Source organism: Kineococcus halophytocola (genome assembly GCF_041276425.1).
Classification (GTDB): Bacteria; Actinomycetota; Actinomycetes; order Actinomycetales; family Kineococcaceae; genus Kineococcus; species Kineococcus halophytocola.
In genome coordinates this window covers 1-25,973 of sequence record NZ_JBGFTU010000027.1, presented here as the reverse complement: position 1 = coordinate 25,973, position 25,973 = coordinate 1, and the positions used below count along the sequence as shown (strand labels likewise).

Genomic DNA, 25,973 nt, shown 5'->3' with positions numbered 1-25,973 from the left:
ACGGAGGGGTCAGTCCGCCGTGCGGCCCCGCAGGTACAGGAACCAGTAGAGGACCCCGACGAAGAACCCGCCGCCCACGACGTTGCCGAGCGCGGCGAACACCCAGTTGTTGACGATGTCGCCCCACCCGATGCCGGGCACCCCGGCCCAGTGGGCGGCGGGCAGGAAGAACATGTTCGCCACGACGTGGTCGAACCCCAGGGCCACGAACGCGGTGATGGGGAAGAAGATCGCCAGGACCTTCCCCGCGACGTCCTCGGCCGCCATCGCCATCCAGACGCCCAGGCACACGAGCCAGTTGCACCCGATGGCCCGCAGGAAGATCGTCAGGTCGTCCTCGGTGACGGCCTTGCCCGTGGCGATGGCCGCGATGCGCGTGAACGACGCCGTGCCCTCGGCCCCGATGACGCCCGTCTGGACGGCCAGGACGTAAGCCACGAACAGGGCACCGAGGAGGTTCGCCAGCAGGACGACGCCCCAGTTCAGGGCCAGCCGTCCCACCGTGACCTTGCGGCTCAGCAACGCGATGGGGACCAGCGCCATGTTCCCCGTGAGCAGTTCCGACCCGGCGATGATGACGAGCACCAGCCCGAGGCTGAACACCGCGCCGGTGAGCAGCGTGGTCACCCCGCCCCACAGCGCGGGGTCGAGACCGGAGGTCACGTCCACGGCCAGCAGGCCCGCGAAGGCGATGTAGGCGCCGGCGAGGAAACCCCCGACGATCATCTTGGCGACCGGCAGGTGCGCCTTCTTCTCGCCGCTGGCCACCGCGGCGACGGCGATCTGTTCCGGTGTCTTGAAGGCCATGCGGTTCTCTCCCGGTGCTCAGGAGGCGCGCTGGCGTGCCTCCAGACGTTCCCGTTGCGGGACGACGACGTACTTGGGGTCCTTGGTCGAGGCGACTCCGGCCTCGAAGACGGCCATGCGGGTGAGGAACGACCCGGTGAGCAGGCTCGCCCCCGCCACGGCCGACACCACCCGGCCCGCCCGCCGGGGCAGGAACCGGGCGGCGATGCCGCCGGCGGCCCCGGCCGCGGTGAGCGTGCGGGCGGCCTTGAGGAACGTCCCGGGCCGCCCGAGGTGGAAGGGTTCGCTGACGAGCCCGTGCGCGGTCTCCATCCGGTGCGCGGCAGCGAGTTCCACGGTGGCACCGATCGCCGCGAGCCGCGCGGCGGAACCGCTCTGGCCCACCGGGGCCAGCAGCAGCGCCGCCCCCGAACCGGCCGCGAGGGCGCTGCCGCCGAAGACGAACGGCAGTTCCCGGTACGGCTCGTGCCAGCTCGGCACGGCCGTGTCGGCGAACAGGACGGCGGTGTAGGTGGCCAGCAGCGGACCGGTGAGCGCCGCGCCGGCGCCCGCGACGGACCCGGCCGGGCCGGCGACGCGACGCAGCAGACCCGGCACCCCGCGCTCGGGCAGCAGGGCACCGAGCTCGGCGACCGCCGCCGCCCCGGACAGCGGGCCGAACACCGACAGGATGTACGTGCCGACCGACATGGGCGAGGTCACCTTGGCCACGCGCAGCATGTTGTAGAACCGCTCGGGCCGGCCCAGGTCGGCGACGAGGAAGTACGCGCTGGCCCCGACCGCCGTCAGCGACGTGGTGCGCAGGGCCCTGCGCGCGGCCACGTCCCCGCGCACGTCGGCGACGACGGCCAGCATCGAGCACCCGGCCGCCAGTCCCCCGGTGAAGAGGTAGTAGGCGATCTCGTGCGTCCACACCGGGGGTTTGAGGACCGCCCGGCCGTAGTAGGAGCGGAACTCCGCGTCCGGGACGACGGCGTTGGCGTCGCCCCGCCTGCGCTTCCTCCCGTCCTTGCCGCGGTTCCGGCGAGAGCCCATCCCCGCGTCCCACATCCGGGCGGCCTGCCCGCCGATCGGTGGGGGTACCTCCCGCTCGCGGGGGACGGTGCCGGGGACGTGCTCGAACCCCGGCTGGCCGGGCTGGTGCGGGGTCTCCTGCGACGGTTTCGGGGTCACGAGCGCCGCCCCAGCGCCGCGGCGACGGTGCCGAGCAGCATGAACCCGGCGGCCGCGGCCATGTGCTTGTACATCGAGGGCAGGTCGCGGGTGGTGACGACCGGGTCCGGCGGCAGGCCGTAGACCTCCGGTTCGTCCAGGAGCAGGAAGAACGCCCCGTCCCCGCCGACGCCGTCCTCGGGGTCCTCCCCGTACAGCCGGGCCTCGGTGACGCCGACGTCGTGCAGCTGCTGCCGGCGCCGCTCGGCGCGCTCGCGCAGCTCGTCGAGGTCGCCGAACTGGATGGATTCGGTGGGGCACGCCTTGGCGCACGCGGGGGTCTCGTCCTCCCCGAGCCGGTCGTAGCACAGCGTGCACTTCCAGGCCCGGCCGTCGTCCTCGCGCTTGTCGATGACGCCGTACGGGCAGGCCGAGACGCAGTAGCCGCAGCCGTTGCAGACGTCCTCCTGCACCACGACCGTGCCGAACTCGGTGCGGAACAGCGCACCGGTCGGGCACACGTCGAGGCAGGCGGCGTGCGTGCAGTGCTTGCAGACGTTGGACATCATGAGCCAGCGGACGTCCTGGCGGCCGTCGCGGTCCGGCAGCGGGGCGGGCGCCAGCATCCCGGGCATCCCGAGGAACTGCCCCCCGGTCCGTCCCCCGGTCTGCTCCCCGGACCGTGCTGCGGGAGCTGCGGCCGATCCACCACCGCACCCGCCGCCGCACCCGCCGGTGTTCTCGTGGGCCCGGTCGGCCACCGGGTGCCCCCCGGGGACCCCGGTGCCCAGGCGGGCGGCCTCGGCGAAGGCGTCGAACCCGGCCGCCGGGGCGTCCTGCTGCAGCTGCTGGGAGGTGCCCCCGGTCGCCGCGCCCGCGTAGGGCGCCGACTGGTTGCCGACGGGGCGGGACTGCTCGATGAAGGCCACCGCCCGCCAGGAGTCCGCGCCGAGGCCGCCGGTGTTGTCGTACGACATCCCCAGCAGGTCGATGCCGTCCTCGGGGACGGCGTTCCACTCCTTGCAGGCGACCTCGCACGCCTTGCAGCCGATGCACACCGAGGTGTCGGTGAAGAACCCCTTGCGCGGCGGGGGGTCGGCGTAGCCGGCGTCGCGGGCGGGGTCGTCCAGCCGTCCGTACAGGCTGGCGGTCAGGTCGGGCAGCGCCGCCATCACTCGTCTCCGGTGTCGTGGGGGGCGGGGGGTCGCCGCAGGTCGGGGTGGGCGTCCAGGACCTGGGGGTCCACCCCGTGCTGCTGCGGATCGCCCGGTCGGGACCGGGTGTCGTGGCGCACGCCGAGGACCTTCTCGACCTGCTCGGGGTCGTGACCGGCCCCGACGGGGGTCGACCCGTCCTGGGCCAGCGCGGCCCGGTCGCGGCCACTGGCGTGCAGCAGGTCGCTGGTGACGGCGACCGAACCGGAGGCCATCGTGACCCCGCCGCGGACGCGGTACTCGTCGATGAGGTCGAGCACCTCGCCCCCGCGGGGACGGCGACCGGGCAGCACGTCGCACGTGCCGGCCTTGAACTCCTGGATGTGCACGTTCGGGTCCAGCGTCATGTGCGCGAGGTCGTTGACCACGTCACCCGTCGTCAGACCACCCGGGCCCCAGTGGTAGGGCAGCCAGACCTGGTGCACCTCGGTCCCCTGCACCTTCAGCGGGGCCAGCCGGTCGGTGACCAGGACCCGGGCCTCGACGACGGCGCGCGCGGTGACGACGTGCGCCCACCCCAGGTGCTCCAGACCGCGCATCCTCGCCAGTTCCGGGGAGACCTCCATGAACAGCGCCGGTTGCAGCTCGGCCAGGTAGGGCAGGAAGCGGCTCATGCCGCCGGCCGTGTGGTGCTCGGTCAGGCGGGAGGTGAACCACACGAACGGGAACACCTCGCTGCCGTTCTCCGGCGGGGAGGGGTGCACCTCGTTGAGGTGGTTGGTGTAGATCTCCCGCGCCGGGTTGGCCTGCTGGGTGTAGACGGCGTTGCGGAACGGGGACTCCGCCGGTTCGTAGTGCGCCGGCATCGGGCCGTCCACGACCCCCTTGGGGGCGTAGAGCCAGCCCTTGCCGTCGCTCTGCATGACGAACGGGTCGTCACCGGCGATGGCCTCCACCCCGGTCGCCCCCTCGGGCGGCCGGTACGACGGCGGTTTCGTGGCCTCGAAGTCGGCGATGTCGTCACCGACCCAGCGCCGGGCGTCCTCGTCCCACCACACCAGCGCCTTGCGCTCGCTCCACGGCTTGCCGTCCGGGTCGGCCGAGGCGCGGTTGTAGAGCACCCGGCGGTTCATCGGCCACGCCCAGCCCCACTCGGGGGCGTGCAGGGACTGCTCCCGCCCGGGTTTGCGCCGCGCGGCCTGGTTGACGCCGTCGGCGTACACACCGGAGTAGATCCAGCACCCGCTGGACGTCGACCCGTCGGCCTTCAGCGCGGTGTACCCCGGCAGCAGACCGTCCGGGCCGGAACCGTTGATCTCCTGGAGCACGTCCTCGGAGCTGGGTTCCTGCTCCTGCCCGTGCAACGGGTAGTCCCAGGCCAGCTTGAGCAGCAGCTGGTCGCGGGGGTCGGTCGAGCCCGCCAGCTTCTCCCGCATCCGCCGGCCCAGGTGGTAGAAGAACCACAGCTCGCTCGTGGCGTCGCCCGGCGGGTTGACCGCCTTCTCCCGCCACTGCAGCAGCCGCTGGGTCTGGGTGAACGTGCCCTCCTTCTCCACGTGCGAGGCGGCGGGCAGGAAGAACACCTCGGTGCGGCACTCCTCCGGCACGATCTCCCCGGTCTCCACCTCCGGGGCGTCCTTCCAGAACGTGGCGCTCTCGATCATCACGAGGTCGCGCACGACGAGCCAGTCCAGGTTCGCCATCCCCAGCCGCTGGGCGCGGCCGTTGGCCGAGCCGACGGCGGGGTTCTGCCCGAGCAGGAAGTACCCGAAGATCTTCCCGCCCTCGATCATGTCCATGACCTGGCTGTAGGTGCCGTGGTCACCGTTGATGCGGGGCAGCTCGTCGAACAGGAAGTCGTTCTCCGCCGTGGCCTCTTCCCCGAAGTAGGCCTTGAGCAGGCTCACCGTGTAGGCGTCGGCGTTGGCCCAGAACCCCTTCTGGTTCGTGCCCTTGATGGAGTCGACGTACTCCTGCAGGGAGCGGTGCCGCTCGGCGTGCGGCATCTGCAGGTACCCGGGCAGGAGGTTGTACAGCGTCGGGATGTCCGTGGAGCCCTGGATGGAGGCGTGCCCGCGCAGGGCCATGACCCCGCCGCCGGGCCGGCCCATGTTCCCCAGCAGCAGCTGCAGGATCGCGCCGGTGCGGATGTACTGCACCCCGGTGCCGCGCTGGGTCCAGCCCACGCTGTAGACCAGCGCGCCGGTCTTGTCCCGGCCGGAGTTGGAGATCCACGCCTCGGCGAGCTCGTCGAAGACCTCCGTCGGGATGCCGCAGACGTCGGCGACCATCTCGGGGGTGTACCGGGCGAAGTGCCGCTTGAGCACCTGGTACACGCACCGGGGGTCCTGCAGCGTCTCGTCGCGCTGGATCCCGCGGTGCTCCACGGGAGCACCCCCGGACCCCATCGACTGACCGGTCTCGCTGTCGGAGGAGTCGGAGGACTCCTCCTCCTCGTCGCCACCGCTCTCGCCGCCGGCGTACTGCCAGGACTTCGTGTCGTAGGACCGCGTCTCGTGGTCGAAACCGGAGAACAGCCCGTCGAGGTCCTCGGTGTCCTGGAAGTCCTCGCTGACCAGGTGCGAGGCGTTGGTGTAGGCCACCACGTACTCGCGGAAGTCCCGCTCCTGGGTCAGGACGCGGTTGATGATCGCCCCGAGCAGGACGATGTCCGTCCCGGTGCGGATCGGGACGTAGGTGTCCGCGAGCGCACTGGTGCGCGTGAAGCGCGGGTCGACGTGGAAGACCTTCGCGCCGCGCGCCTTGGCCTCCATCACCCACTGGAACCCGACGGGATGGCACTCGGCCATGTTCGAGCCCTCGATGACGATGACGTCGGCGTTGCTCAGGTCCTGCAGGTCACCGGTGGCTCCACCACGACCGAACGAGGCACCCAGACCGGGCACCGTGGCGGAGTGTCAAATGCGGGCCTGGTTCTCGACCTGGATCGCGCCCATGGCCGTGAACAGCTTCTTGATGAGGTAGTTCTCCTCGTTGTCCAGCGTCGCGCCACCGAGGCTGGCGATCCCCATCGTGCGGTTCAGGCGGTTGCCGTGCTCGTCGGCGTCCTGCCAGCCGCGGCGGCGGGCCTCGATCACCCGGTCGGTGATCATGTCCATCGCGGTGTCGAGGTCGAGGTCGGTCCACTCCGTCGCGTAGGGCGCGCGGTAGCGGATCGTCGTGGCCCGGGAGTCGCCGTTGACGAGCTGCTCGCTGGCCGAGCCCTTCGGGCACAACCGCCCGCGCGAGTGCGGGGAGTCCGGGTCGCCCTCGATCTGGACGACCTTCTCGTCCTTGACGTACACGCGCTGGCCGCAGCCGACGGCGCAGTAGGGGCAGACCGACTTGGCCACCCGGTCGGCGGTCACCGTGCGCGGCGTCAGGGACTTCGAGCGCGCCGACTGGGTCGCGGCACCGCGGCCCAGCGGGTCGTCGCCCGTCAGCTGCCGGTAGACCGGCCACCCCTCGAGGAACGTCTTGAGACCCACGGTCGGAACATACCCCTCCCGCGCCTCCACATGCGCGCCCGACGCACCCGTACCAGGATCGTGACGTGACTGTTCCCACGATCATGCTCAACGACGGCCGCGAGATCCCCCAGCTCGGCTTCGGGGTCTTCCAGATCCCGCCGGAGGAGACGGCCGCCGCCGTGCGCACCGCGCTCGAGGTCGGCTACCGGCACCTGGACACCGCGCAGATGTACGGCAACGAGGCCGAGACCCTCCAGGGGGTGCTCGACTCCGGCGTCCCCCGCGAGGACGTCTGGATCACCAGCAAGCTCAACAACGGCGCCCACGAACCGGACGCCGCCCGCGCCGCGGTCGACTCCTCGGTCGACAAGCTCGGTGGCCCGATCGACCTGTACCTCATCCACTGGCCGCTGCCGACCCTGTACGGCGGGGACTTCGTCTCCACGTGGAAGGTGCTGGAGGAGGCGCGCGCCGACGGCCGGCTGCGCTCCATCGGCGTCTCCAACTTCCAGGTCCCCCACCTGAACCGCCTCCTGCAGGAGACGACCGTGGTCCCGGTCGTCAACCAGATCGAGGTGCACCCCTACTTCGGCAACGAGGAGGTCCGCCGCTTCTGCGGCGAGCACCAGATCGGGGTCGAGGCCTGGTCGCCCATCGCCCAGGGCAAGGTGCTGGACGACCCCACGATCACCGCGGTGGCCGAGCGGCTCGGCAAGAGCCCGGCCCAGGTCGTCCTGCGCTGGCACATCGAGCGCGGGGACATCGTCTTCCCCAAGTCGGTGACGCGCTCGCGCGTGGAGGAGAACTTCGACCTCTTCGACGTGGAGCTCACCGAGGAGGACCTGGCCCTCATCACCGCCCTCGACCAGGGCGACTCCGGCCGCATCGGCGGGCACCCCGACACGATGGACTACGTCCCCTCCTGAGCCCCACCCCGTGAGCCCCACCCCGTGAGCTCCCCGCACCACCCGGACGCCGCCGCACTCCCCCGAGCGCGGCGGCGTCCGTCGTCCCGGCCGGGCACGTGGGCCGCCCGGCGCGGCCGTGCTGCTGCTGCGGGCGGGGGTCAGCGGGCCCAGCCGCCGACCGGCAGCCGGTGGCAGCGCACCCGTTCGACCTCGGCGCCGCGACGCGCGCCGGTGCGGGCGACGACGCGGGCCTGGACGAGCGTGCGGTCCGAGCCGAGCAGCACGACGGCCAGCGCCGCCGCCTGACCGCGGTGGGCGAAGCTGCCCCAGCGGCTCGCCACCGCCCCGGCCTCGTCGAGCAGCTCCACGTCGACCACCTCCTGGTCGTCCTGCGGTTCCGGCGACGGCTCCTCCAGGTGCCGGCGCACGTCCGGCAGGACGTCGAGGTGGACGGGCAGCACCATGACGAGCCCGCTGCCGTCGCGGACGTACAGGCGCGGGTGGGTGGTCCCCTGGTCCTCCAGGGCGACGTGGAGCGGGCCCCGTCCGATGCGTTCCTTGGTCATCGTGTCCTCCTGCGGCGCTGCGCGGCCCGCTCCTGCGCGGGTTCACCCTCCACCGTGCTCCCGCGAGCTGAGGACGTCCTCCGGGCCGGCTGGGCGTCGCCTGAGGCAGTCGGCGGCCGGGGCCACCGGCGGCCGGCTCGGTGGTCGTGGCCGCCTACAGCGCCAGCAGGTCCTCGTGCGGCACGACGGCCGCCGTCGGGTCCGGACCCGCGACCCCGGCGGCGGTGAACCACCCCCGGGCCCACGCGGTCAGCAGCGGGGAGGGGCCCAGCCGCCACGGCGTCGCCTCCCGCTGCACCGACCAGCCGCGGGCGGTGAAGGCGGCGGCGACGTGCCCCGCGGCGTCCGGGCCGAGACCGCGGGCGCGCTGGTCGGCGTCGAACCCCTCGGCCGCCCCGGCCACGGCGGGGTCCGTGCTCGCCCCGCCGGTGACGGTGAGGACGAACAGCACCGCCGGGCGCGGGTCGAGCGTCGAGAGGACCTCGACGAGACCGTCGGCGACGGGGGCGGGCAGGACGTCGAGCAGGGCCGAGCCGACGACGACGTCGGCACCGGACAGCACCTCGCGCACCGCCTCCCGGTCGGCGAGGTCGACGCGGGCCGTCGTCACCGACGCCGCAGCGGGGACGGGGCTCGCCAGGGCCCGCGCGAGCAGGTCGGCGTCGTGGTCGACGAGCACCCAGTCCTGCGCCGCGGCCACCCCCAGCTCGGCCAGCCGCGGCGCGAGGTGGCGCAGCGTGGAGCCCGACCCGGCGCCCAGGTCCACGACGCGCACCCGGTCGCGGCCGGTCAGCCGGGCCGCGAGGAGTTCCTCCAGGCGCGCGGACCGGGTGCCGTGGTCCACGGGTTCGCGCAGCGCCAGCCAGTCGGGGTCGAAGTTCTCCAGCTCGCTCACAGCGTCTCCCTCACGATCCGTGCGGTCTCGTCCCACGTCGACAACTCCCGGTCGGCCGCCGCGCGGCGGGCCGCGAACCGCAGCCCCGGGGAGGCGGCCCACCGCTCCAGCGCGGCGCACACGGCGTCCACGTCCGGCTCCACGACCACCCCCGCCGCGCCCACGAGGTCGGGCAGTTCCCCGCGGTCAGCCACGAGCGAGGGCACACCGCGGGCCAGGCCCTCGGCCACCGCCATCCCGTACGGTTCGGCCCCCGACAGCAGGACGTGCAGGTCGGCCCGGTCCCACTCCGCCTGCAGCGCAGCGTGGTCCAGCGGCCCCAGCAGCGTCGTGCCGGGTGCGGAGAACCCCTCGACGACGGTTCCGGCGCACCGCAGCGTCCACGGGGCGCCCAGGCGCGCCACGGCCTCGGCGGCGATCCGCTGCCCCTTGCGCGCACCGACCGTCCCCACCGACAGCAGCCGGTGGGCCCCGCGCGCCACCGAGGGGCGGGCCGGTCCCGTCCCGGGTTCGGCGACGACGGCCCGCACCCCGGACACCTCGTGGACGCGCCGGGCGGCGCTGCGGCTGGGCACCACGACGGCGTCGACGAGGCGCAGGGACCGCACCTCCTGCGCCAGCACCGGTTCGGCCGGCACGTCGTCGGCCCGCAGCAGGTGCACGAGCAGCACGAGCCGGACGCGGCCGGTGTGCGCGGCCAGGACGTCCGGGTGCGCCGAGGCGACCAGACCGTCGAGCAGGACGGCGGACCCCTCGGGCACCTCACCCAGCGCCGACTCGAGGGACCCCGCCGGCGAACCCACCACGACGTGCCGCGCCACCCCGCGCGCGAGCAGTTCCGCGTCGTAGCGGTTCCCGCCCGTGGGCGCGGACAGGTCCGGCGCGAGGAGGAACCTCACAGCTCCTTCTCGTACGCCGCCCACGCGACGTCGGACTCGCGCAGCAGCACCGTGATCCCGGCCAGCCCGGCCGCGGCCGGGCCGAGGGAGTCCGCGAGCCGGTCGGCGGTCCAGCGGCACAGGAACTCCGTCGTGGTGTTCTGCCCGGTGAACTCCTCGACCTCGTCGAGGTTGCGGTACTCCACCTGCGACAGCACCTCGCGCAGCACCCGGGAGGCCACGCCGATGTCGACGACGAGACCGTCCCCGTCCAGCTCGGCCCGGCGGAACGTCGCCTCCACGACGAACGTCGCCCCGTGCAGGCGCCGGGCCGGGCCGAACACCTCCCCGGAGAAGCTGTGCGCCACCATGAACCGGTCGCGGACCGTCAACGAGTACATGCCGAACTCCTCAGTAGCTGAACCGGTGGCACAAGGCGTCCCCGCCCACCGCGGCGATCCCGGGCAGGACCTCCGCGGAGTCCTCGAACGGGGTGACCCCGTCCAGCAGCGCGTCGAACCGCTCGTCGCACAACAGGTCCAGCGCCAGGGCGAGCCGGCGCCGGGTCGTCCAGCGCGGGGCCCGCGCCGGGGGCACGCGCCCCACCTGCGAGGCGCGGATCGTCAACCGCCGGGAGTGGAAACCCTCCCCCAGGCCCACCTCGACGCTGCGGTCGCCGTACCAGCTCATCTCCGCGAGCAGGCCCTCGTCACCGAGCAGCTGCAACCCCGTCGTGAGCCCGGGACCGGTGCCGCTGGTGTGCAGGACGACGTCGCGCTCGCGCCGGGCGTCGTCGGGGGCCACGAGCCGGAACCCCAGCCGCTCGGCGGTGCCGGCGCGGTCGGTGCGCACGTCGACGGCCTCGACGTCGGTGCCTGGGACCCGGGCGGCCAGGGTCGCCACGAGCAGGCCCAGGACGCCGGCGCCGACGACGCTGACGCGGTCGCCGATGCCGAGCCCGGCGTCCCAGACCCCGTTGACGGCGGTCTCCAGCATCCCGGCCAGCACCGCCCGCCCGGGCGAGACGGCCGCGGGGACCGGCAGCACCGCCGAGGCCGGGACGACGTACCGGTCCTGGTGCGGGTGCAGGCAGAACACCCTGCGCCCCACCAGGTCCTGCGCGCGCGGGCCGGCCTGGGCCACGGTGCCCACCGACAGGTAGCCGTACTTGACGGGGAAGGGGAACTCCCCGGACTGGAACGGGGCGCGCATCGTGTCGTGCTGGCTGGGCGGGACGGCCCCGGCCAGCACGAGCGCCTCGGTGCCGCGGCTGACGGCGGAGAACTCGGTGCGGATCTCCACGTCGGCCGCGCCGATGACCGGCAGCAGCTCCTCGCGCAGCTCGACCTGCCCGGGCCCGGTCGTCCACAACGCCCGCGCCACGCTCACGCGGCGGCCTCCAGCGTCGCGGTGACGAACTCCCGGACGGCCGACTCCCAGCCCTGCGGGTCCACGTTCCACTCCTTCGTGTGCCGCGCGGTGCTGCTGGCGACGTAGGTGATGAGGTCGGGGCGGGCCTGCGCCAGTCGTTGCGAGGGCCCGGAGGGGACGTAGTCGTCGGCGTCGGAGTGCAGCAGCAGCGCCGGCAGGTGCAGCTCCTCGGCCCGGCGCACCCAGTCCATGGCCCGCAGGTCCACCGGTCCGGGGACCCCGACGAGGCGGCGTCCGAGCGGGTGCCCGAGCAGGTGCAACCCGAAGCGGCCCAGCCGGACCGGGACACCGGCCTGGCGCGCCTGGTGGTCCAGCACGTCGAACCAGTCCACGACGGGGCCGTCCAGGACGAGGGCGGCCGCGTGCCCGGCCAGGTCCGAGCGGGCCACGAACTGCAGGACGATCGCCCCGCCCATCGACCAGCCCACGAGCAGCAGCCGGCGCGCCCCGCGCTCCAGGGCGTACCGGGCGACGGCCTCCACGTCGCGCCACTCGGTGTCCCCCAGCCCGTACACCCCCGGCTGCGCGCCCGGGGCGTCGGCGTCGTTGCGGTAGGCCGGGACCAGGCACGGCAGGCCCACCGCGTGCAGCACCGGCACGGCCCGCAACGCCTCCTCCCGGGTGGCGCCCCGGCCGTGGACGAGCACCGCCCAGGTGTCGGAGGCCCCCTGCGCGGGACCGGGCACCGACCAGCACGGCAGCGCCCCGACGTCGCCGGGGACGAGCACGTCCTCGTGGGCCAGGCCGAGCGCCACCGCGGGGTCGCCCGCGTAGTAGTACTGGTTCCAGCGCCCCGCGCCGGGGACGGGCACGCCGGCGTCGACCCCGAGCAGGGCGCGCGTGACGCGGTCCCGGCCGGTCTCCAGGACGTCCCCGACGCGGAAGTGCCCGCGGCCGCCGTCGGTCCACACCCCGTACCGGCCGGGCACGACGGTGTCGGCGGTGGCCGAGAGCACCACGCGGTGCGGCCCCACCTGCAGGACCTCCAGGTCGTCGGGCTTGTGCCGGCGCGGGGTGACCACGGCGCGGGCGAAGGTCACCGCGGTCGCCGTCAGGGCGGCGCCGGTGACGGTGGCGGCGGCCGTGGCCACGGCCCCCACCGCGGCGGCGCGGCGCCCGTTCACCGGCCCGCCCGCAGCGCCAGGCGCACCAGCGGCACCTGCAGCGGCAGTCGCAGCGTCGTCACCGCGCGGCGCGCGCCCGACCCCGAGCGCCAGGCGTCCACGGCCATCTGCACGTTCGCCGGCCACACCGCGACGAGGAAGGCGGCGGCCGCCCGGGACGTGGCGCGCCGGGTGGCGGGGAGCGCGAACCCGGCCGCCAGGGCCAGCTCGGCGACCCCGGAGCCGTGCGTCCAGGCGCGGGCCGGGCCCGGCAGCGCCCGCGGCACGATGGTGTCGAACCCCGCGGGGCGCACGAGGTGGGCCACCCCGGCCACCCCGAACAGCGCCGCGGGAGCGACCCAGACCGGCAGCGCCCGGCTGCTCCGCCCCCGTGGTGTCGACGCGATCACGCCCCGATCCTGCCGGACACCGGGCTGCCGGGCGCACCCGCCCCCGTTAGGGTCGCGCACGTGCCCCCGCAGAACCTCCCGCCGAACGCCTCGCCGAGCGCCTCGCCGAACACCTCGCCGTGGACCGTCGTCGTGCTCACCGAGGAGGCCTTCGGCGACGTCGACGCCGGCAACGTCGCCCGGCTGCACGCCGCCGAACGGGCCGAGGGCCAGGACGTGCGCCACCTCGTGCTCGTCCCGGCCGACACCCGCCGCAGCCTGCTGGCCGACGTCGTCGACAAGCTGAGCCTGGGCGAGGTGCGGGAGGCCTTCGCCGACCTCGGCGGGGACCGCCCGGACAGCGCCGAGGCCCGCGCGGAGGCCGAGACGGCGCTGCGGGCCACGGTCGAGGCGCTGCGCGCCGAGGGCCTGAACGCCGAGGGACGGACCACCGGGAGCGACCCGCTGCCGGCGGTGCGCCAGGCCCTGGCCGAGGAACCCGACGCCCGCGAACTGGTCGTGGTGACCCGCCCGCACGCCGTGGAGGACACCTTCCACACCGACTGGGCCTCCCGGGCCCGCGACGACCTCGGCGTCCCCGTGCTGCACGTCTACGCGGGGACCACCCGGCTCGGCTGACGGAACAGCCGGCCAGCCCGGGCGGTTGTGCAGGACATGACTGCGCACACGCCCGAGACCACCGGCAAGACCTACGACGTGACGAAGACGGACGAGCAGTGGCGCGCTCAGCTGGACCCGCAGGAGTACCACGTGCTGCGCCAGGCCGGGACCGAGCGCCCGTTCACCGGTGAGTACGAGGACACCACGACCGAGGGCGTCTACGCCTGCCGCGGGTGCGGGGCCGAGTTGTTCACCAGTGCCGAGAAGTTCGCCTCGCACTGCGGGTGGCCCTCGTTCTTCGACCCCAAGGACTCCGACGCGGTGGAACTGCTGGAGGACACCTCCCTGGGCATGCGCCGCGTGGAGGTCCGTTGCGCCACCTGCGGTTCGCACCTGGGCCACGTGTTCGAGGGCGAGGGCTACGCCACGCCGACGGACCAGCGGTACTGCATCAACTCCATCAGCCTCACCCTGCGCCCGACGCGGGCCTGAGGCAGGGTGGTCGCCATGAGCGAGCAGCCCTACGAACCCCGCGATCCCGACGTCGACCCGCTGGCCGACCCCGACCTGCAGCAGGTCGACCCGGACGCGGCCCCCTCGGCCGGTGACCCCGAGGTCCTGTCCACCGACACGCTCATGCGCGACGACCAGGACGACCAGGGCTGGGAGCCGGAGAACCACCTCAGCAACTTCACCGCCGAGCTCATCACCGACGGCGACCGCGAGGAGGAGACCCTCGACGAGCGGCTGGCCCAGGAGGTCCCGGACGTTGACGCCACCCGCGCGGGTGACGCCGACTCCGAGGCGGACTACCGCCAGGTGTGAGGTCCAGCCAGGTGTGAGGTTCGGCCTGGTGTGAGGTTCAGGGCAGCGCGTCGACGAGCGCGGGCAGTTCCACGCGCGGCCCGGTGAAGAAGGGGACCTCCTCGCGGACGTGGCGGCGGGCCTCGGTGGCCCGCAGGTCGCGCATGAGGTCGACGATGCGGTGCAGCTCGTCGGCCTCGAACGCGAGGACCCACTCGTAGTCGCCCAGCGCGAACGCGGACACGGTGTTGGCGCGCACGTCCTCGTAGGGGCGGGCGGCCAGGCCGTGGTCGCGCAGCATGGTCCGGCGCTCGGCGTCGGGCAGCAGGTACCAGTCGTAGGAGCGGACGAACGGGTAGACGCACACGTAGTCGCGGGCCTGCTCCCCGGACATGAACGCCGGCACGTGCCCGCGGTTGAACTCCGCCGGGCGGTGCAGGCCCACGACCGACCACACGGGCGCGAGGTGGCGCCCCAGGCGGGTGCGGCGCAGGCGGCGGTAGGCCTCCTGGACCAGTTCCACGGTCGGGGCGTGCCACCAGAGCATGACGTCGGCGTCGGCGCGCAGGCCGGCGACGTCGTACAGGCCGCGCACGACCAGGCCCCGGTCGGTCAGCTCCGCCAGCAGGTCGGCGACCTCCTGCGTCATCGCGGCCCGGTCGGCGTCGCCGAGGGTCGTCTCGACGGCGAACACCGACCACATCGTGTAGGCGATGGTGTCGTTGATCTGGTCGGCGGTGGGGGTGCTCACGGGGGTCGTCTCGGACATGGCCGCGATTCTCCCTCAGGCCACCTGCGCGGCCGCCGCCCGGGCCGCCCCGATGCACGCCGGGACCCCGACGCCGTCGAGCACGGACCCGCACACGGCCAGGTCCCCGGCCGCGGCCACCGCCGCGCGCAGCCGCGCGACGCGGTCGACGTGCCCGACCGCGTACTGCGGCAACCCGTCCGCCCAGCGCACCACGGCGTGGTCGACGGGGTGCAGCGCCCGGCCCAGCAGGGCCGAGGCGTCCTGCGCGGCCCAGCGGACGACGTCGGCGTCCTCGGCTTGCAGCGCCTCGGTCTCCCGGGCCCGGCCCAGGGAGACGCGCAGGACCGCCAGGTCCTCGCTCTGGGCCCCGACCCAGCCCCACTTGCGGCCCGACAGCGTCAGGGCCTTGGCCCGCAGCCCGCGACCGGCGCCCACGACGGGCGGCACCAGCACCCCGGACCCGGTGAGGCCGTCCAGGTCGGCGGCGGGGACGGCGAGCGCCGTGATGACCATGCTCGCGGTCTCCACGGCGGCGAGCTCGGCGGCAGCGGCGGGCACGGCGGTGCCCAGGAGCCGGGCGGCGGTCGGGGCGGGGACGGCGAGCACGACGGCGTCGGCCTCCAGGGCCCCCTGGAGGGTGCGCACGCGCCAGCCGGTGATGGTGCGGGTCAGGTCCCGGACGGGGGTGCCGGTGCGCACGTCGGCGCCGCGTTCGCGCAGGTGCTCGGCCAGGGCGGTGGGCAGCCGGGCCATGCCGCCGTCGATGCCGGCGAAGACGGGCGCGACGGGCGCGGCGGGGGTGGTGTCGGTGGTGGGGGCGGGGCCGAGGCCGGTGAGCAGCGAGCCGCCGCGGCGGGCGTGCTCCCACAGGGCCGGGACGGTCGCCCGCAGCGACAGGCGGCGGGCGTGCCCGGCGTAGACGCCGCCGAGCAGGGGTTCGACGAGGCGGTCGACGACGGCGGGCCCGACGCGGTCGGCGACGTAGTCGGCGACGCTGACGTCGTGCTCCAGGGGGGCCGCGGGGCGCTCGGGTTCGGTGCGCACGCGCTCGAGGGCCTCGGCGTCCAGGAGCCCGCGCACCGACTCCGCCGAGCGCGGCACGCCCATGACGGTCCCGGCCGGCAGCGGGCTCAGCCCGGTGGCGGTGGCCACCGAGGCCGTCGTGGTGGCGGGGTGGACCAGGGGCAGGCCGAGCTCGCGGGCCAGGGTCGTGCCCTCGGGGCGGCGGGCCAGCATGGACTCCGCGCCGAGGTCGACGGTGAGCCCGCCCACCTCGGTGCGCCGCAGGACGCCGCCGAGGCGGTCGGAGGCCTCCAGGACGGTGACCTCGCACCGGTCGGCGAGGTCGTGGGCGGCGACGAGCCCGGACAGGCCACCGCCGACGACGACGACCCGGCGGCGAGCGCGCGGGTGGGTGCTCACCTCCGCCACGCGTGGACCTCCTCCACGACGCGGTGCAGGGCGTCGGGGTCGGCGCTGGGGGGGACGCCGTGGCCGAGGTTGACGACGTGCCCGGCCCCGGCGCGCTCGCCCTCGCGCAGGATGCGGTGCAGGTCGGCGCGCAGGACGTCCCAGGGGGCGAACAGCAGCGCGGGGTCGAGGTTGCCCTGGACGGCGACGGGCCGGCCGGCCCCGGCGCGGCCGCGGGCGGCGCCCTCGTCCAGGGGGACGCGGAAGTCCACGCCCAGGACGTCGACGCCGCCGTCGACGGCGGCCATCGCCCCGAGCAGTTCCCCGGTGCCGGTGCCGAAGTGGGTGCGCGGGACGCCGAGGTCGCCGACGGCGCCGAGGGCGGCGGCGGAGTGGGGGGCGACGAGGCGTTCGTAGACGGCCAGGGGCAGCGAGCCGACCCAGGAGTCGAACAGCTGCACGGCCGAGGCGCCGGCGAGGACCTGGGCGCGCAGGAACGTTCCGGTGATCTGGGCCAGGCGGGCGGCGAGGTCGTGCCACAGCTGCGGGTCGGCGTGCATCAACGCCTTGGTGCGCAGCAGGTCCCGGGACGGGCCGCCCTCGACGAGGTAGCTGGCCAGGGTGAAGGGGGCCCCGGCGAACCCGATGAGCGGGACGTCGCCGAGCTGCTCGGTGGTCAGCCGCACGGCGTCGGTGATGTGCTGCAGGGCGTCCAGGGGCAGTTCGGGGATGCGGTCGAGGTCGGCGCGGGTGCGCACCGGCTCGGCGATGACCGGCCCGGTGCCGGGGACGATCTCCACGCCCACCCCGGCCGCCTCCAGCGGGACGACGATGTCGGAGTAGAAGACGGCGGCGTCCACGTCGTAGCGCCGGACCGGCTGCAGGGTGATCTCGGCGACGAGCTCGGGGCGGCGGCAGGACTCCAGCATGGTGGTCCCGGCCCGGGCCGCGCGGTACTCCGGCAGGGAGCGGCCGGCCTGGCGCATGAACCAGACCGGGGTGCGGGAGGGGGTGGTGCCGCCGCGCGCGGCGTGCAGGTAGGGCGAGGTCTGGTCGGGCACGCAGGCGATGGTCCCACGGCGTGGCGGCACCGCCGCGGGGGGCGCGGTTGCCTACGCTCCCCGGCGTGACCGCTCACCGAGGACGCTCAGGACCGGGTGCGCCCGGCGTCCCCGCCGCCTTCGAGGCGGCGGTGGCGGCCGTGCGCGAGGTCCGGCTGCGCCCGGAGCTGGTGCTCACCGAGGTGCCGGCCCCGGCGCGGATCGCCCCGCACTCCTGGGCCGTGGCCGGCGACGTCGTCCTCGACGGCGAGGAGCTGGCCACGGGGCGGTTCATCCTGCTGCACGACCCGGCCGCGCCCGAGGAGTGGGCCGGGCCGTTCCGGGTGGTCACCTACGCCCGCGCCGACCTCGAGGCCGAGCTGGGCGCGGACCCGCTGCTGGGTCAGGTGGGCTGGTCGTGGCTGGAGGACGGGCTGGCCGGGGCCGGGGCCGAGGCGACGGCCGTGGGCGGCACCGTGACCCGCGTGCTGTCGGAGGGGTACGGGGCGCTGGCGGACCGGCCGGCGTCGGTGGACGTCGAGCTGCGGGCCTCCTGGACGCCGCTGGACCCCGGCGGCCTGCCCGCGCACCTGCGGGCGTGGGGTGAGCTGGTGTGCACGGTGGCCGGGCTGCCCCCGCTGCCGGAGGGCGTGGTGACCCTGGGCCGGCGCACGCACTGACGCCGACTGACGCCGAAACGCTCCCAAAACGTTCAAGGACCACCCTCCGGTGGCCGATCACCTCCTCAGACCCAGAGGTGCACCCGCCAGGGGTGCGCCCATCGCCTGCAGGAGGACGACGGTGACTGCGCTCGTCGAACGCCCCGGGATGGCCGTTCCTTCCCGTCTCGGCCGCTTCGCGGCCCTCGTCGCCGTCGCGGACCCCGCGGTGCGCGAATCGGTGACCCGCACGCTGCGCATGCTCGGCGCCGTGAACGTCGAGCACGCCACGAGCGTGGCCCAGGCCCGCGCGATGGCCCGCACGGGCCCGCGCGCGCTGTTCATCGCCGACGCCGGGCTGCCCGACGGCTCCGGCGCCCAGCTCGTCTCGGAGCTGCGCGCGGCCGGGTGGAACCGGTGCGTCGTGCTGTCCTCCAACGCCGACCCGTTCGCCGTGCGCGGCGCGGTCGCCGCGGGGGTGCGCTGCTACCTCGTGACCACCCGCCCCGAGGGCGTCGGGTTCGAGGGCCGCGGCGGGGAGGCGGGGGTGGACTCGCTGTCCGAGCGCGAGGTCGAGGTGCTCCAGCACGTCGCCGACGGCCGCTCGAACAAGGACACCGGCGCCCTGCTGGGCCTGTCGGCGCTGACGGTCAAGAGCCACCTGGCCCGCATCGCCCGCAAGCTCGGCACCGGCGACCGCGCCGAGATGGTCGCGATCACCCTGCGGGCAGGCGTCATCCAGTGACGTGAGCGCACCCCCGGTCACGTACGGTGGTGCGGTGACGAACACGCCGACGCAGCAGCAGGAACAGGTCGCCGAACCTGAGCTGCCGCTGCTGTCGGCCCCCACCGACGGCCTGCCGCCCGTCGTGGCCGACGAGGCCGCGCTGGCCCGGGTCGTCGCCGCGTTCGCGGCCGGCACCGGGCCGGTGGCCGTCGACGCCGAACGGGCCTCGGGCTACCGGTACGGGCAGCGCGCGTTCCTCGTCCAGCTGCGCCGCGAGGGGGCGGGTACCGCGCTCGTGGACCCGGCCGCGCTGCCGGACCTGTCCTCCCTGGGGGAGGCGCTGGCGGGCGTGGAGTGGGTGCTGCACGCCGCCAACCAGGACCTGCCGTGCCTGGCCGAGCTGGGCATGCGTCCCACGACCCTGTTCGACACCGAGCTGGGCTCGCGCATCGCGGGCCTGCCGCGGGTCGGGCTGGGCGCGGTCGTGGAGGAGCTGCTGGGGCTGCGGCTGGCCAAGGAGCACTCCGCGGTGGACTGGTCGACCCGCCCGCTGCCCGAACCGTGGCTGACGTACGCCGCGCTGGACGTGGAGGTCCTGGTCCGGCTGCGCGACGTCCTGGCCGAACGCCTCGCCGCCCAGGGCAAGCTGGAGTGGGCCCGGCAGGAGTTCGAGCACGTCGCGACCACTCCCCCGCCCCCGCCGCCGGCCGAGCCGTGGCGCCGGACCTCGGGCCTGCACGCGGTCCGCTCGCGCCGCCAGCTCGCCGTCGTGCGCGAGCTGTGGCTGGCCCGCGACGCCGAGGCGCGCCGCAAGGACACCTCCCCGGGCCGGCTGCTGCCGGACTCCGCGATCGTCGCCGCGGCCCGGGCGGTGCCGCGCACCCCGCAGGCCCTCGCGGCGACGCAGGGGTTCACCGGCCGCGCGTCCCGGTCCCGGCTGTCGCTGTGGGCCGAGGCCGTCGCCGCCGGCCTGGCGCTGCCCGAGGCGGACCTGCCGGCGCACCAGCCGCGCGGGGACGGTCCGCCGCCGCCGCGGGTGTGGGCGGCCAAGGACCCCGAGGCCGCCGCCCGGCTGAACGCCGCCCGGACCGCGGTGAGCGCCGTGGCCGACCGGCACGGGCTGCCGGTGGAGAACGTGCTGCAGCCGGACGCCCTGCGCCGGCTGGCCTGGGCGCCGCCGGCCCCGCTGCAGGAGGCGACGGTGCGCGCGGCGCTCGCCGACCGCGGGGCCCGCACCTGGCAGCTCGACCTCGTGGTTCCCGTTCTGGTGCAGGCGATGTCGGACGCCGCGGTGGACGCCGCGGCGGGTGCTGAGCCGGGTGCCGCGGGGACGGCCGAGCCCGCCGGTACCTGAGCCCGGGCCCGGCCCGGCCCCGTTCGCCTTGCCGGACCGGTCCGGGTGGGGGATGGTCGAACAGGTCACGAAGCGGTGACGGTGTCGTGGTGTCGGTCGACGGTGACGGAGCTGGACGTGGAACGTCTCACCCTGGACGAGCAGTTGTCCGCCGCCGCGATGGCCCGGCACTGGGTCTGCGAGCACTGCCCCGACGAGCACCTGCCGCTGGCGCGCCGGTGGATCGCCGAGCTGCTGACGAGCGAACTCGTGCAGAACGCCCTGGACCACGGCCGCGGGCCCGTCGTGCTGTCCCTGACCCACGACGAGGAGGGCATCCTCGTCGGCATCACCGACGGCGAGGACCGGGTCCCGACGCTGCGGCCGCAGTCCCCGCAGGCCACCGACGGGCGCGGCATCGCTCTCGTCGACGCGCTGGCCACCGCCTGGGGGGTCTACCGCAGCGACGAGGTCGGGGGCGCGCAGACCGGCGAGGTGGGCGGGGGCTGGTGGCCCCAGCCGCGGGAGGAGGGCTCCCTGGCCAAGACCGTCTGGTTCCACCTCGCGACACGCTGACCCGTCCGGGCGACGACACCGGGGCGCACCGGCCCTCCTCGCTTACGGTCGGGCAGGTGAGCACCGAACAGCCGCCCCCCGTCCGGGCCATCCTGCGACGCAGCGTGCTGGCCACCAGCGTCGTGGACGACCTGGACGTCGACCTCGACGACGACGGCGTCCGGCTGCCCGGGTGCGCGGCGCTGGAGTGGGCCGACCTGGCGCGGGCCGCCGGGGCGGCCACAGACGACGGCGAGGAGGACGTGGCGCGCCTGCGGGTCGGGGACGTCCTGCACGCCCACCGCGAACTGCACTCCGGCACCGCGCGGGTGGTCCCCCTGGCCGTGCCGGCCGGCGCCGACCGCCACCCGGGGTTCGGCTGGACCCACCGCACCGTCCTGGGCGGGGCGCTGCACCTGGGCCTGGGGGTCGTCGTCCCCCACGGCCGCTCGGAGCGGACGCTGCCGCTGCCGGTGGCCTCGGCGCGCGCCACCGGCCGCTCCACGGTGCTCGGCCAGGAGGACCTGGCCCGCCTGGAGGAGATCGGGGCCTTGGTCGTGCAGCGGCTGCTGCGCGATGCCGGCACCCCCACCGCCGGGGTGCTGCGGCCCGTCGGCGGCTGCGACGTGCCGACGCTGCTGGCCTCGCGGACGCTGCGCGAGCACCTCGTCGCCGGGCCCGACCGGACGCCGGGCAACGTGCTGCGCGCCGTCGCGGTGCCCGACCGCACCCGCGGGTGGTTCGACCTGGCCCGCATCGACCCCGCCTACGTGGGGGCCGCGTGGGCGGCCACGGACCGGGCCGACCGGGGTCTGCGGCGGCCGGTCGTCGTCACCCGCGAGGAGGTCGCCCTGGCCCCGACGAGCCCGCGACTGGTCGAGAACGTGCTCGCCGAGGGCCAGTAGAGCGCGCGTTCGCGTGGGGATTCGGTAACGAACGAGACACGGAGCCGTCCGTCGGGTCAAATGAGGGGGTGCAGCTCGGGGCCACAGCGGCCGGATCCCTCACCATCCGCGGGAACGACGTCTTCTTCCGCGCCGACGGGCGGACGGAGGTCTACGACCTCGCCTACGCCCGCATGCTCGTCCCCTACCTCAAGGGCGAGCGCCACGTGCCTCCCCTGCGGATGGCGCACTTCCGCCCCGGCATGAAGCCGTGGATCTGCCTGAGCGTGATCGAGGACGACGGCCACGAGCCGAACCTGTCCGGTATCGCCATCTACTCGGGCCTGGGCACCCACCGCGAGCTGGGGTTCCACCTGTCGCGCTCGGAGGCGTGGCGGATGGCCGAGATGCTCGAGCACGCCGTGCAGGCGCGCGAAGCGGCCTGACCGGGGCCGTCGTGGGGGCCGCGGAGCACCTCGCGCGGGTGCGGGCGGGGCTGGACCGGCTGACCCCGGCCGAGCTGGTCGCCGAGCAGGCCGCCGGGGCCCTCGTGGTCGACACGCGCACCCCGTCGCACCGGGCCGCGCAGGGGGAGTTCCCCGGCGCGCTGGTCATCGACCGGACCGTGCTGGAGTGGCGGCTGGACCCGACCTGCCCGTACCGCATCCCGGAGGCGAGCGGGCCGGACCTGCGCGTGGTGGTGGTCTGCCGGCACGGGTACAGCTCCTCGCTGGCGGCGGCCTCGTTGCGGGCCGTCGGCCTGCGCCGGGCGACGGACCTCGTCGGCGGGGTGGAGCGGTGGATCGCCGAGGGGCACCCGGTGCACCGCGGCGCCGTCGACCTGCGCGAGTGAACCCCTCGTAGAGTCACACCATGCTCACCAAGCGTCACTTCGCAGGTCTGGCCGGTGCCGTGGCGGCGGCGGTGCTGGCCACGGCCCCGGCGGCCGGGGCGGTCAGCACCCCGTTCGTCTACAGCGGCACCGTCCGCGCCGACGGGCCGGACCGGTACGCGACGGCGGCGCTGGTCTCGCGGGGCTCCTTCGCCCCCTCCCCCGGGTCCACGGTGTTCCTGGCCAGCGGTGAGTCCTTCGCCGACGCCCTCGCCGCGGGCCCCGCGGCGGCCCACCTCGACGGCCCGCTGCTGCTCACCGCGGCCGGCGGGCTGCCCGCCGCGACCCGCGCCGAGCTGGCCCGGCTGGCCCCCGCCTCCGTCCACGTCGTCGGCGGGAGCGACCGCGTGCCCGAGGCCGTCGTGGACGCCGTCCGGGCCCTGCTGCCCTCGGCCACCGTGGACCGCACCGCCGGCGCCGACCGGTACGCGACGGCCGTCGCGGTCGCGCAGCGGTTCTTCCCCACCGGGCAGGTCTCGTTCGTGCTGGCCCGCGGCGACGCGTTCCCCGACGCCGTCACCGGGGCGGCCCTGGCCGGCTGGCGCGGTGAACCGCTGCTGCTGACCGCGCCGGAGCGGCTGCCGGAGGCGGTGACGACGTGGCTGAGCGCGGCGGAGCGGACCCGCGCGACCGTCGTCGGCGGCCCCGAGTCGGTCTCGGCCACCGTCGCCGCCCGCACCGACCTGTTCCTCACCGCCCCGCAGGCCGTGACCCGGCTGTCCGGCGCGGACCGCTACGCGACGTCGGCGGCGGTGGCCCGGGCCGCCCACCCGCGCTCGACGGTCGCGGTGGTGGCCACGGGCCGCACCTTCCCCGACGCCCTGGCCGCCGTCCCGGTCGCCGCCGTCAACGGCGCCCCGCTGCTGCTGGTCCCCGGGAACTGCTCCCCCGCCGCGACGGGCGACTACCTCGCCGGGAACGGGGCGCTGCGCGGCGTGCTCGTGGCCGGGGACTCCTCGGCCGTCGCCGACGGCGCGCTCGAACGGGCCTGCTGAGCGAGCGCCTCCACGACGCGGCGGGCCACGCCCTGCGGGGCCAGGCCCGCCTCGTCGAGCAGGCTCTCGCGGTCCCCGACGTCCAGGAACCGCTGCGGCAGCGCGAAGACCTGCACGGGCGTGGCGTCCTGGCGCGCCCGCAGCGCCGCGGCCAGGGCCCAGCCGACCCCGCCGACCTCGCACCCGTCCTCCAGCACCGCGACGTGGGTGTGCGCCACCGCGAGGTCCACCAGGGCCTCGTCCACGGGCACCACCCAGCGCGGGTCCACGACCGTGACCCCGACGCCGTGCCCGCGCAGGCGGCGGGCCACCTCCAGGGCGCGCGGCACGAGGGCCCCGACGGCCACGAGCAGCACGTCGTCCCCCGCGGCCCAGGCCTCCCCCTGCAGGACGTCGGCGTGCCCGGCGCGGGCGATCGCCGGGATCGGCGCGGGCACCTTGCCCTTGCCGAACCGCACGACGGTGGGCCCGTCCTCGACGGCGACGGCCTCGCGCAGCTCCTCGCGCAGGGTCTCGGCGTCGCGCGGGGCGGCCAGCCGCAGCCCCGGCACCAGCCGGCACAGCCCCAGGTCCCAGACCCCGTGGTGGCTGGGACCGTCCGGGCCGGTGACCCCGGCGCGGTCCAGGACGAACGTGACCCCCGCCCGGTGCAGGGCGACGTCCAGCAGGAGCTGGTCGAAGGCGCGGTTGAGGAACGTGGCGTAGACCGCCACCACGGGGTGCAGCCCGCCGGCGGCCATCCCGGCGGCCGAGGTGGCCGCGTGCTGCTCGGCGATGCCGACGTCGAAGACGCGACCGGGGAAGGCGTCGGCGAACTCCTGCAGACCGACGGGGATCTGCATGGCCGCGGTGATGCCCACGACGTCGCGGCGGGTCGCGGCGATCTCGGTGATCTCCCGGCTGAACACGCTCGTCCACGACGAGCCCGAACTGGCCTGGGCCTCCCCCGTCTCGGGGTCGATGACCCCGACGGCGTGGAAGTGGTCGGCGTCGTCGGCCAGGGCCGGCCGGTACCCGCGCCCCTTCTGCGTGATGGCGTGGACGATGACCGGACCGCGGAAGACCTTCGCTTGCCGCAGAGCGTGTTCCACGGCCTCGGTGTCGTGCCCGTCGACCGGCCCGACGTACTTCAGACCCAGGTCCTCGAACAACCCCTGCGGGGCGACGATGTCCTTCAGGCCCTTCTTGACGCCGTGCAGCGTCTCGTAGGCCAGGCGCCCGGGGGCCCCTCCCCGGCGCAGCGACTGCCGGCCCCAGTCCAGGAGGCGTTCGTACTCCCGCGTCGTGCGCAGCGTCGCCAGGTGCGAGGCCATCCCGCCGATCGTCGGGGCGTAGGAGCGCTCGTTGTCGTTGACCACGACGACGACCGGGCGGTCGGCCGCGGCGATGGTGTTCAGGGCCTCCCAGGCCATCCCCCCGGTCAGGGCGCCGTCGCCGATGACGGCCACGACCGTGCGGTCGTGCTCCCCGCGCAGCTCGAACGCCTTGGCCAGGCCGTCGGCCCACGACAGCGACGTCGAGGCGTGGGAGTTCTCCACGACGTCGTGCTCGCTCTCGGCGCGGGAGGGGTAGCCGGACAGCCCGCCGGCCTCGCGCAGGCGGCTGAAGTCCTGCCGGCCCGTCAGCAACTTGTGGACGTAGCTCTGGTGACCGGTGTCGAAGACGAGGCGGTCGTGCGGGGAGTCGAAGACGCGGTGCAGCCCGATCGTCAGCTCCACGACCCCGAGGTTGGGGCCGAGGTGACCGCCGGTGCGGCTGACGGCGGCGACGAGGAAGTCGCGCACCTCCCCGGCCAGCTGCGGCAGCTGCTCCGGGGCCAGGGCCTTGAGGTCGGGCGGACCCTGGATGGACTCGAGCAGCCCCATGCGGGGTGGCCTCCTGTGCTGGCGCGTCGGGCGGGTGGACCCGGCGAGTCTAGGAGCCGCCCGCGGCACCGGGGGCCGCGAACCCGCCCGGCCGGACCAACCGTTCACGCTCGACTCACAGACGCGGCACGAACCTCCTGCCCTCCAGCGCCTGGTCGAGCAGGTCGACCGCGCGGGCCACCCGCCGCAGCCGCAGGTCCTCGCGCTCCAGGACGTCGAAGACGCCCGGCGCCACCTCCGGGGGCAGCCGGTGCGCCAGGTCCCGGCGCGCCGTGCTCGTCGCGCGCCGGACGGCCTCGCGCTGCGCGGCGACGTGGTGCCGGACGAGCCAGACGAGCAGGACGGGGTGGCGACGCACGGTGCGGTACGCCCGGTACTCCGGTGGCGCCTGGTCCAGCAGCCAGGCCACCGCCTCCACGCGCCAGTCCTCGACGTCCTGCGCGTCCGGCGGGGGGACCTGCTGCGGCCAGCCCGGCGGGCCGTGGCGCACCGTGGGTGACGGATCGAACACGTGTTCGATGGTAGGTCAGGTCGGTGCGGGAAGGTGCGTGTTACGTCTCAGAAGCTGTCCTCAAAGGGTTGAGGGGGCCGAGCGGGTCAACCGCCGCAGCATCACCCGGCTGTAAGCGATCTGCACCATCGCCACCGCCGAGGCCACCGTCCGCTCGTAATCCCGAGCCAGCC

At 75.3% G+C, this 25,973-nt stretch carries 27 protein-coding genes and 1 pseudogene; 12 read left to right on the top strand and 16 right to left on the bottom strand.

Annotation, left to right across the window (positions count from 1 at the left end):
• Positions 1 to 9: 9 nt before the first annotated feature.
• The 4 genes and pseudogenes from AB2L27_RS18360 to fdh all read right to left on the bottom strand — a co-directional run.
• Positions 10 to 807: a formate/nitrite transporter family protein gene (locus AB2L27_RS18360; RefSeq protein WP_370442940.1), complete on the bottom strand. Its 798-nt coding sequence runs from the start codon at positions 805 to 807 to the stop codon at positions 10 to 12.
• Positions 808 to 825: 18 nt separating this feature from the next.
• Positions 826 to 1,980, bottom strand: a complete 1,155-nt coding sequence (gene nrfD / locus AB2L27_RS18355; RefSeq protein WP_370442939.1) for an NrfD/PsrC family molybdoenzyme membrane anchor subunit — start codon at positions 1,978 to 1,980, stop codon at positions 826 to 828.
• Entirely contained in the window at positions 1,977 to 3,131 is a 1,155-nt protein-coding gene (locus tag AB2L27_RS18350; protein ID WP_370442938.1) for a 4Fe-4S dicluster domain-containing protein, read from the bottom strand. The genes nrfD and AB2L27_RS18350 overlap by 4 nt, the downstream gene beginning before the upstream one ends.
• 230 nt (positions 3,132 to 3,361) lie before the next feature.
• Positions 3,362 to 6,601, bottom strand: a pseudogene (gene fdh, locus AB2L27_RS18345) (formate dehydrogenase); the annotation flags it as partial.
• 83 nt (positions 6,602 to 6,684) lie between these two features.
• Between fdh and AB2L27_RS18340 the strand changes: the two are divergent.
• Positions 6,685 to 7,509, top strand: coding sequence for an aldo/keto reductase (locus AB2L27_RS18340; RefSeq protein WP_370442965.1), 825 nt, complete (start codon positions 6,685 to 6,687; stop codon positions 7,507 to 7,509).
• Between the two features lie 140 nt (positions 7,510 to 7,649).
• Here the strand turns inward: AB2L27_RS18340 and AB2L27_RS18335 are convergent, their stop codons facing one another.
• The 7 genes from AB2L27_RS18335 to AB2L27_RS18305 all read right to left on the bottom strand — a co-directional run bounded on the left by AB2L27_RS18335 (position 7,650) and on the right by AB2L27_RS18305 (position 12,774).
• Positions 7,650 to 8,057, bottom strand: a complete 408-nt coding sequence (locus tag AB2L27_RS18335) for a hypothetical protein (RefSeq protein ID WP_370442937.1) — start codon at positions 8,055 to 8,057, stop codon at positions 7,650 to 7,652.
• 154 nt (positions 8,058 to 8,211) lie between these two features.
• Positions 8,212 to 8,952, bottom strand: coding sequence for an SAM-dependent methyltransferase (locus AB2L27_RS18330; RefSeq protein WP_370442936.1), 741 nt, complete (start codon positions 8,950 to 8,952; stop codon positions 8,212 to 8,214).
• Positions 8,949 to 9,851 carry a glycosyltransferase gene (locus AB2L27_RS18325; protein WP_370442935.1) on the bottom strand — a complete coding sequence of 301 codons (903 nt, stop codon included), beginning with the start codon at positions 9,849 to 9,851 and terminating at the stop codon, positions 8,949 to 8,951. The genes AB2L27_RS18330 and AB2L27_RS18325 overlap by 4 nt, the downstream gene beginning before the upstream one ends.
• Entirely contained in the window at positions 9,848 to 10,231 is a 384-nt protein-coding gene (locus tag AB2L27_RS18320) for a 6-pyruvoyl trahydropterin synthase family protein (RefSeq protein ID WP_370442934.1), read from the bottom strand. The genes AB2L27_RS18325 and AB2L27_RS18320 overlap by 4 nt, the downstream gene beginning before the upstream one ends.
• A gap of 10 nt (positions 10,232 to 10,241) precedes the next feature.
• A complete protein-coding gene (locus tag AB2L27_RS18315) occupies positions 10,242 to 11,219 on the bottom strand; it encodes a zinc-dependent alcohol dehydrogenase (RefSeq protein WP_370442933.1) in 978 nt (325 codons plus the stop codon).
• Positions 11,216 to 12,385 (bottom strand): alpha/beta hydrolase family protein, encoded by a 1,170-nt coding sequence (locus AB2L27_RS18310; RefSeq protein ID WP_370442932.1) that lies wholly within the window; start codon positions 12,383 to 12,385, stop codon positions 11,216 to 11,218. Before AB2L27_RS18310 ends, AB2L27_RS18315 begins: the two co-directional genes overlap by 4 nt.
• Complete coding sequence (locus tag AB2L27_RS18305) at positions 12,382 to 12,774, bottom strand: DoxX family protein (RefSeq protein ID WP_370442931.1); 393 nt, start codon at positions 12,772 to 12,774, stop codon at positions 12,382 to 12,384. The genes AB2L27_RS18310 and AB2L27_RS18305 overlap by 4 nt, the downstream gene beginning before the upstream one ends.
• A gap of 60 nt (positions 12,775 to 12,834) precedes the next feature.
• On the opposite strand from AB2L27_RS18305, the gene AB2L27_RS18300 reads away from it, so the two are divergent.
• From AB2L27_RS18300 to AB2L27_RS18290, 3 genes are read left to right on the top strand one after another with little or no spacing between them, the layout of a single operon-like run.
• A complete protein-coding gene (locus AB2L27_RS18300; protein WP_370442930.1) occupies positions 12,835 to 13,392 on the top strand; it encodes a hypothetical protein in 558 nt (185 codons plus the stop codon).
• A gap of 36 nt (positions 13,393 to 13,428) precedes the next feature.
• Entirely contained in the window at positions 13,429 to 13,866 is a 438-nt protein-coding gene (gene msrB, locus AB2L27_RS18295) for a peptide-methionine (R)-S-oxide reductase MsrB (protein ID WP_370442929.1), read from the top strand.
• Between the two features lie 15 nt (positions 13,867 to 13,881).
• Positions 13,882 to 14,199: a hypothetical protein gene (locus tag AB2L27_RS18290; protein WP_370442928.1), complete on the top strand. Its 318-nt coding sequence runs from the start codon at positions 13,882 to 13,884 to the stop codon at positions 14,197 to 14,199.
• Positions 14,200 to 14,236: 37 nt separating this feature from the next.
• Here the strand turns inward: AB2L27_RS18290 and hemQ are convergent, their stop codons facing one another.
• The 3 genes from hemQ to hemE are packed head-to-tail and all read right to left on the bottom strand — an operon-like array spanning position 14,237 to position 17,400.
• Positions 14,237 to 14,947: a hydrogen peroxide-dependent heme synthase gene (gene hemQ, locus AB2L27_RS18285; protein ID WP_370442927.1), complete on the bottom strand. Its 711-nt coding sequence runs from the start codon at positions 14,945 to 14,947 to the stop codon at positions 14,237 to 14,239.
• Between the two features lie 15 nt (positions 14,948 to 14,962).
• The gene (gene hemG, locus AB2L27_RS18280) at positions 14,963 to 16,360 is read right to left on the bottom strand and encodes a protoporphyrinogen oxidase (RefSeq protein WP_370442926.1); all 1,398 of its coding nucleotides are present in this window, start codon (positions 16,358 to 16,360) and stop codon (positions 14,963 to 14,965) included.
• Positions 16,348 to 17,400, bottom strand: a complete 1,053-nt coding sequence (gene hemE / locus AB2L27_RS18275) for a uroporphyrinogen decarboxylase (RefSeq protein ID WP_370442925.1) — start codon at positions 17,398 to 17,400, stop codon at positions 16,348 to 16,350. The genes hemG and hemE overlap by 13 nt, the downstream gene beginning before the upstream one ends.
• 65 nt (positions 17,401 to 17,465) lie before the next feature.
• Here hemE and AB2L27_RS18270 point away from each other — a divergent pair, with 65 nt between their 5' ends.
• The 8 genes from AB2L27_RS18270 to AB2L27_RS18235 all read left to right on the top strand — a co-directional run bounded on the left by AB2L27_RS18270 (position 17,466) and on the right by AB2L27_RS18235 (position 23,424).
• Positions 17,466 to 18,059, top strand: a complete 594-nt coding sequence (locus AB2L27_RS18270; RefSeq protein WP_370442924.1) for a DUF3000 domain-containing protein — start codon at positions 17,466 to 17,468, stop codon at positions 18,057 to 18,059.
• A 121-nt stretch (positions 18,060 to 18,180) separates the two neighbouring features.
• Positions 18,181 to 18,783: a LuxR C-terminal-related transcriptional regulator gene (locus AB2L27_RS18265; RefSeq protein ID WP_370442923.1), complete on the top strand. Its 603-nt coding sequence runs from the start codon at positions 18,181 to 18,183 to the stop codon at positions 18,781 to 18,783.
• 34 nt (positions 18,784 to 18,817) lie between these two features.
• On the top strand, positions 18,818 to 20,119 hold the full coding sequence (locus AB2L27_RS18260) for an HRDC domain-containing protein (RefSeq protein ID WP_370442922.1): 1,302 nt from the start codon (positions 18,818 to 18,820) through the stop codon (positions 20,117 to 20,119).
• Between the two features lie 117 nt (positions 20,120 to 20,236).
• Entirely contained in the window at positions 20,237 to 20,674 is a 438-nt protein-coding gene (locus AB2L27_RS18255) for an ATP-binding protein (RefSeq protein WP_370442921.1), read from the top strand.
• A 56-nt stretch (positions 20,675 to 20,730) separates the two neighbouring features.
• Complete coding sequence (locus AB2L27_RS18250; protein ID WP_370442920.1) at positions 20,731 to 21,558, top strand: hypothetical protein; 828 nt, start codon at positions 20,731 to 20,733, stop codon at positions 21,556 to 21,558.
• 68 nt (positions 21,559 to 21,626) lie between these two features.
• Complete coding sequence (locus tag AB2L27_RS18245; protein ID WP_370442919.1) at positions 21,627 to 21,983, top strand: hypothetical protein; 357 nt, start codon at positions 21,627 to 21,629, stop codon at positions 21,981 to 21,983.
• Positions 21,984 to 21,994: 11 nt separating this feature from the next.
• On the top strand, positions 21,995 to 22,390 hold the full coding sequence (locus AB2L27_RS18240; RefSeq protein ID WP_370442918.1) for a rhodanese-like domain-containing protein: 396 nt from the start codon (positions 21,995 to 21,997) through the stop codon (positions 22,388 to 22,390).
• 20 nt (positions 22,391 to 22,410) lie between these two features.
• Positions 22,411 to 23,424, top strand: coding sequence for a cell wall-binding repeat-containing protein (locus AB2L27_RS18235; RefSeq protein WP_370442917.1), 1,014 nt, complete (start codon positions 22,411 to 22,413; stop codon positions 23,422 to 23,424).
• Here the strand turns inward: AB2L27_RS18235 and dxs are convergent.
• A complete protein-coding gene (dxs, locus tag AB2L27_RS18230) occupies positions 23,334 to 25,289 on the bottom strand; it encodes a 1-deoxy-D-xylulose-5-phosphate synthase (RefSeq protein WP_370442916.1) in 1,956 nt (651 codons plus the stop codon). The genes AB2L27_RS18235 and dxs overlap by 91 nt on opposite strands.
• Before the next feature lie 115 nt (positions 25,290 to 25,404).
• A complete protein-coding gene (locus AB2L27_RS18225; RefSeq protein ID WP_370442915.1) occupies positions 25,405 to 25,800 on the bottom strand; it encodes a hypothetical protein in 396 nt (131 codons plus the stop codon).
• Positions 25,801 to 25,973: the final 173 nt, after the last annotated feature.

What these genes read in the sequence shown, in the direction of transcription:
- hemQ (WP_370442927.1), bottom strand. Translation starts at nt 14,947, where the DNA reads ATGTCCGAGACGACCCCCGTGAGCACCCCCACCGCCGACCAGATCAAC.
- AB2L27_RS18350 (WP_370442938.1), bottom strand. Translation starts at nt 3,131, where the DNA reads ATGGCGGCGCTGCCCGACCTGACCGCCAGCCTGTACGGACGGCTGGAC.
- AB2L27_RS18320 (WP_370442934.1), bottom strand. Translation starts at nt 10,231, where the DNA reads ATGTACTCGTTGACGGTCCGCGACCGGTTCATGGTGGCGCACAGCTTC.
- AB2L27_RS18335 (WP_370442937.1), bottom strand. Translation starts at nt 8,057, where the DNA reads ATGACCAAGGAACGCATCGGACGGGGCCCGCTCCACGTCGCCCTGGAG.
- AB2L27_RS18360 (WP_370442940.1), bottom strand. Translation starts at nt 807, where the DNA reads ATGGCCTTCAAGACACCGGAACAGATCGCCGTCGCCGCGGTGGCCAGC.
- AB2L27_RS18235 (WP_370442917.1), top strand. Translation starts at nt 22,411, where the DNA reads ATGCTCACCAAGCGTCACTTCGCAGGTCTGGCCGGTGCCGTGGCGGCG.
- msrB (WP_370442929.1), top strand. Translation starts at nt 13,429, where the DNA reads ATGACTGCGCACACGCCCGAGACCACCGGCAAGACCTACGACGTGACG.
- AB2L27_RS18340 (WP_370442965.1), top strand. Translation starts at nt 6,685, where the DNA reads ATGCTCAACGACGGCCGCGAGATCCCCCAGCTCGGCTTCGGGGTCTTC.
- dxs (WP_370442916.1), bottom strand. Translation starts at nt 25,289, where the DNA reads ATGGGGCTGCTCGAGTCCATCCAGGGTCCGCCCGACCTCAAGGCCCTG.
- AB2L27_RS18290 (WP_370442928.1), top strand. Translation starts at nt 13,882, where the DNA reads ATGAGCGAGCAGCCCTACGAACCCCGCGATCCCGACGTCGACCCGCTG.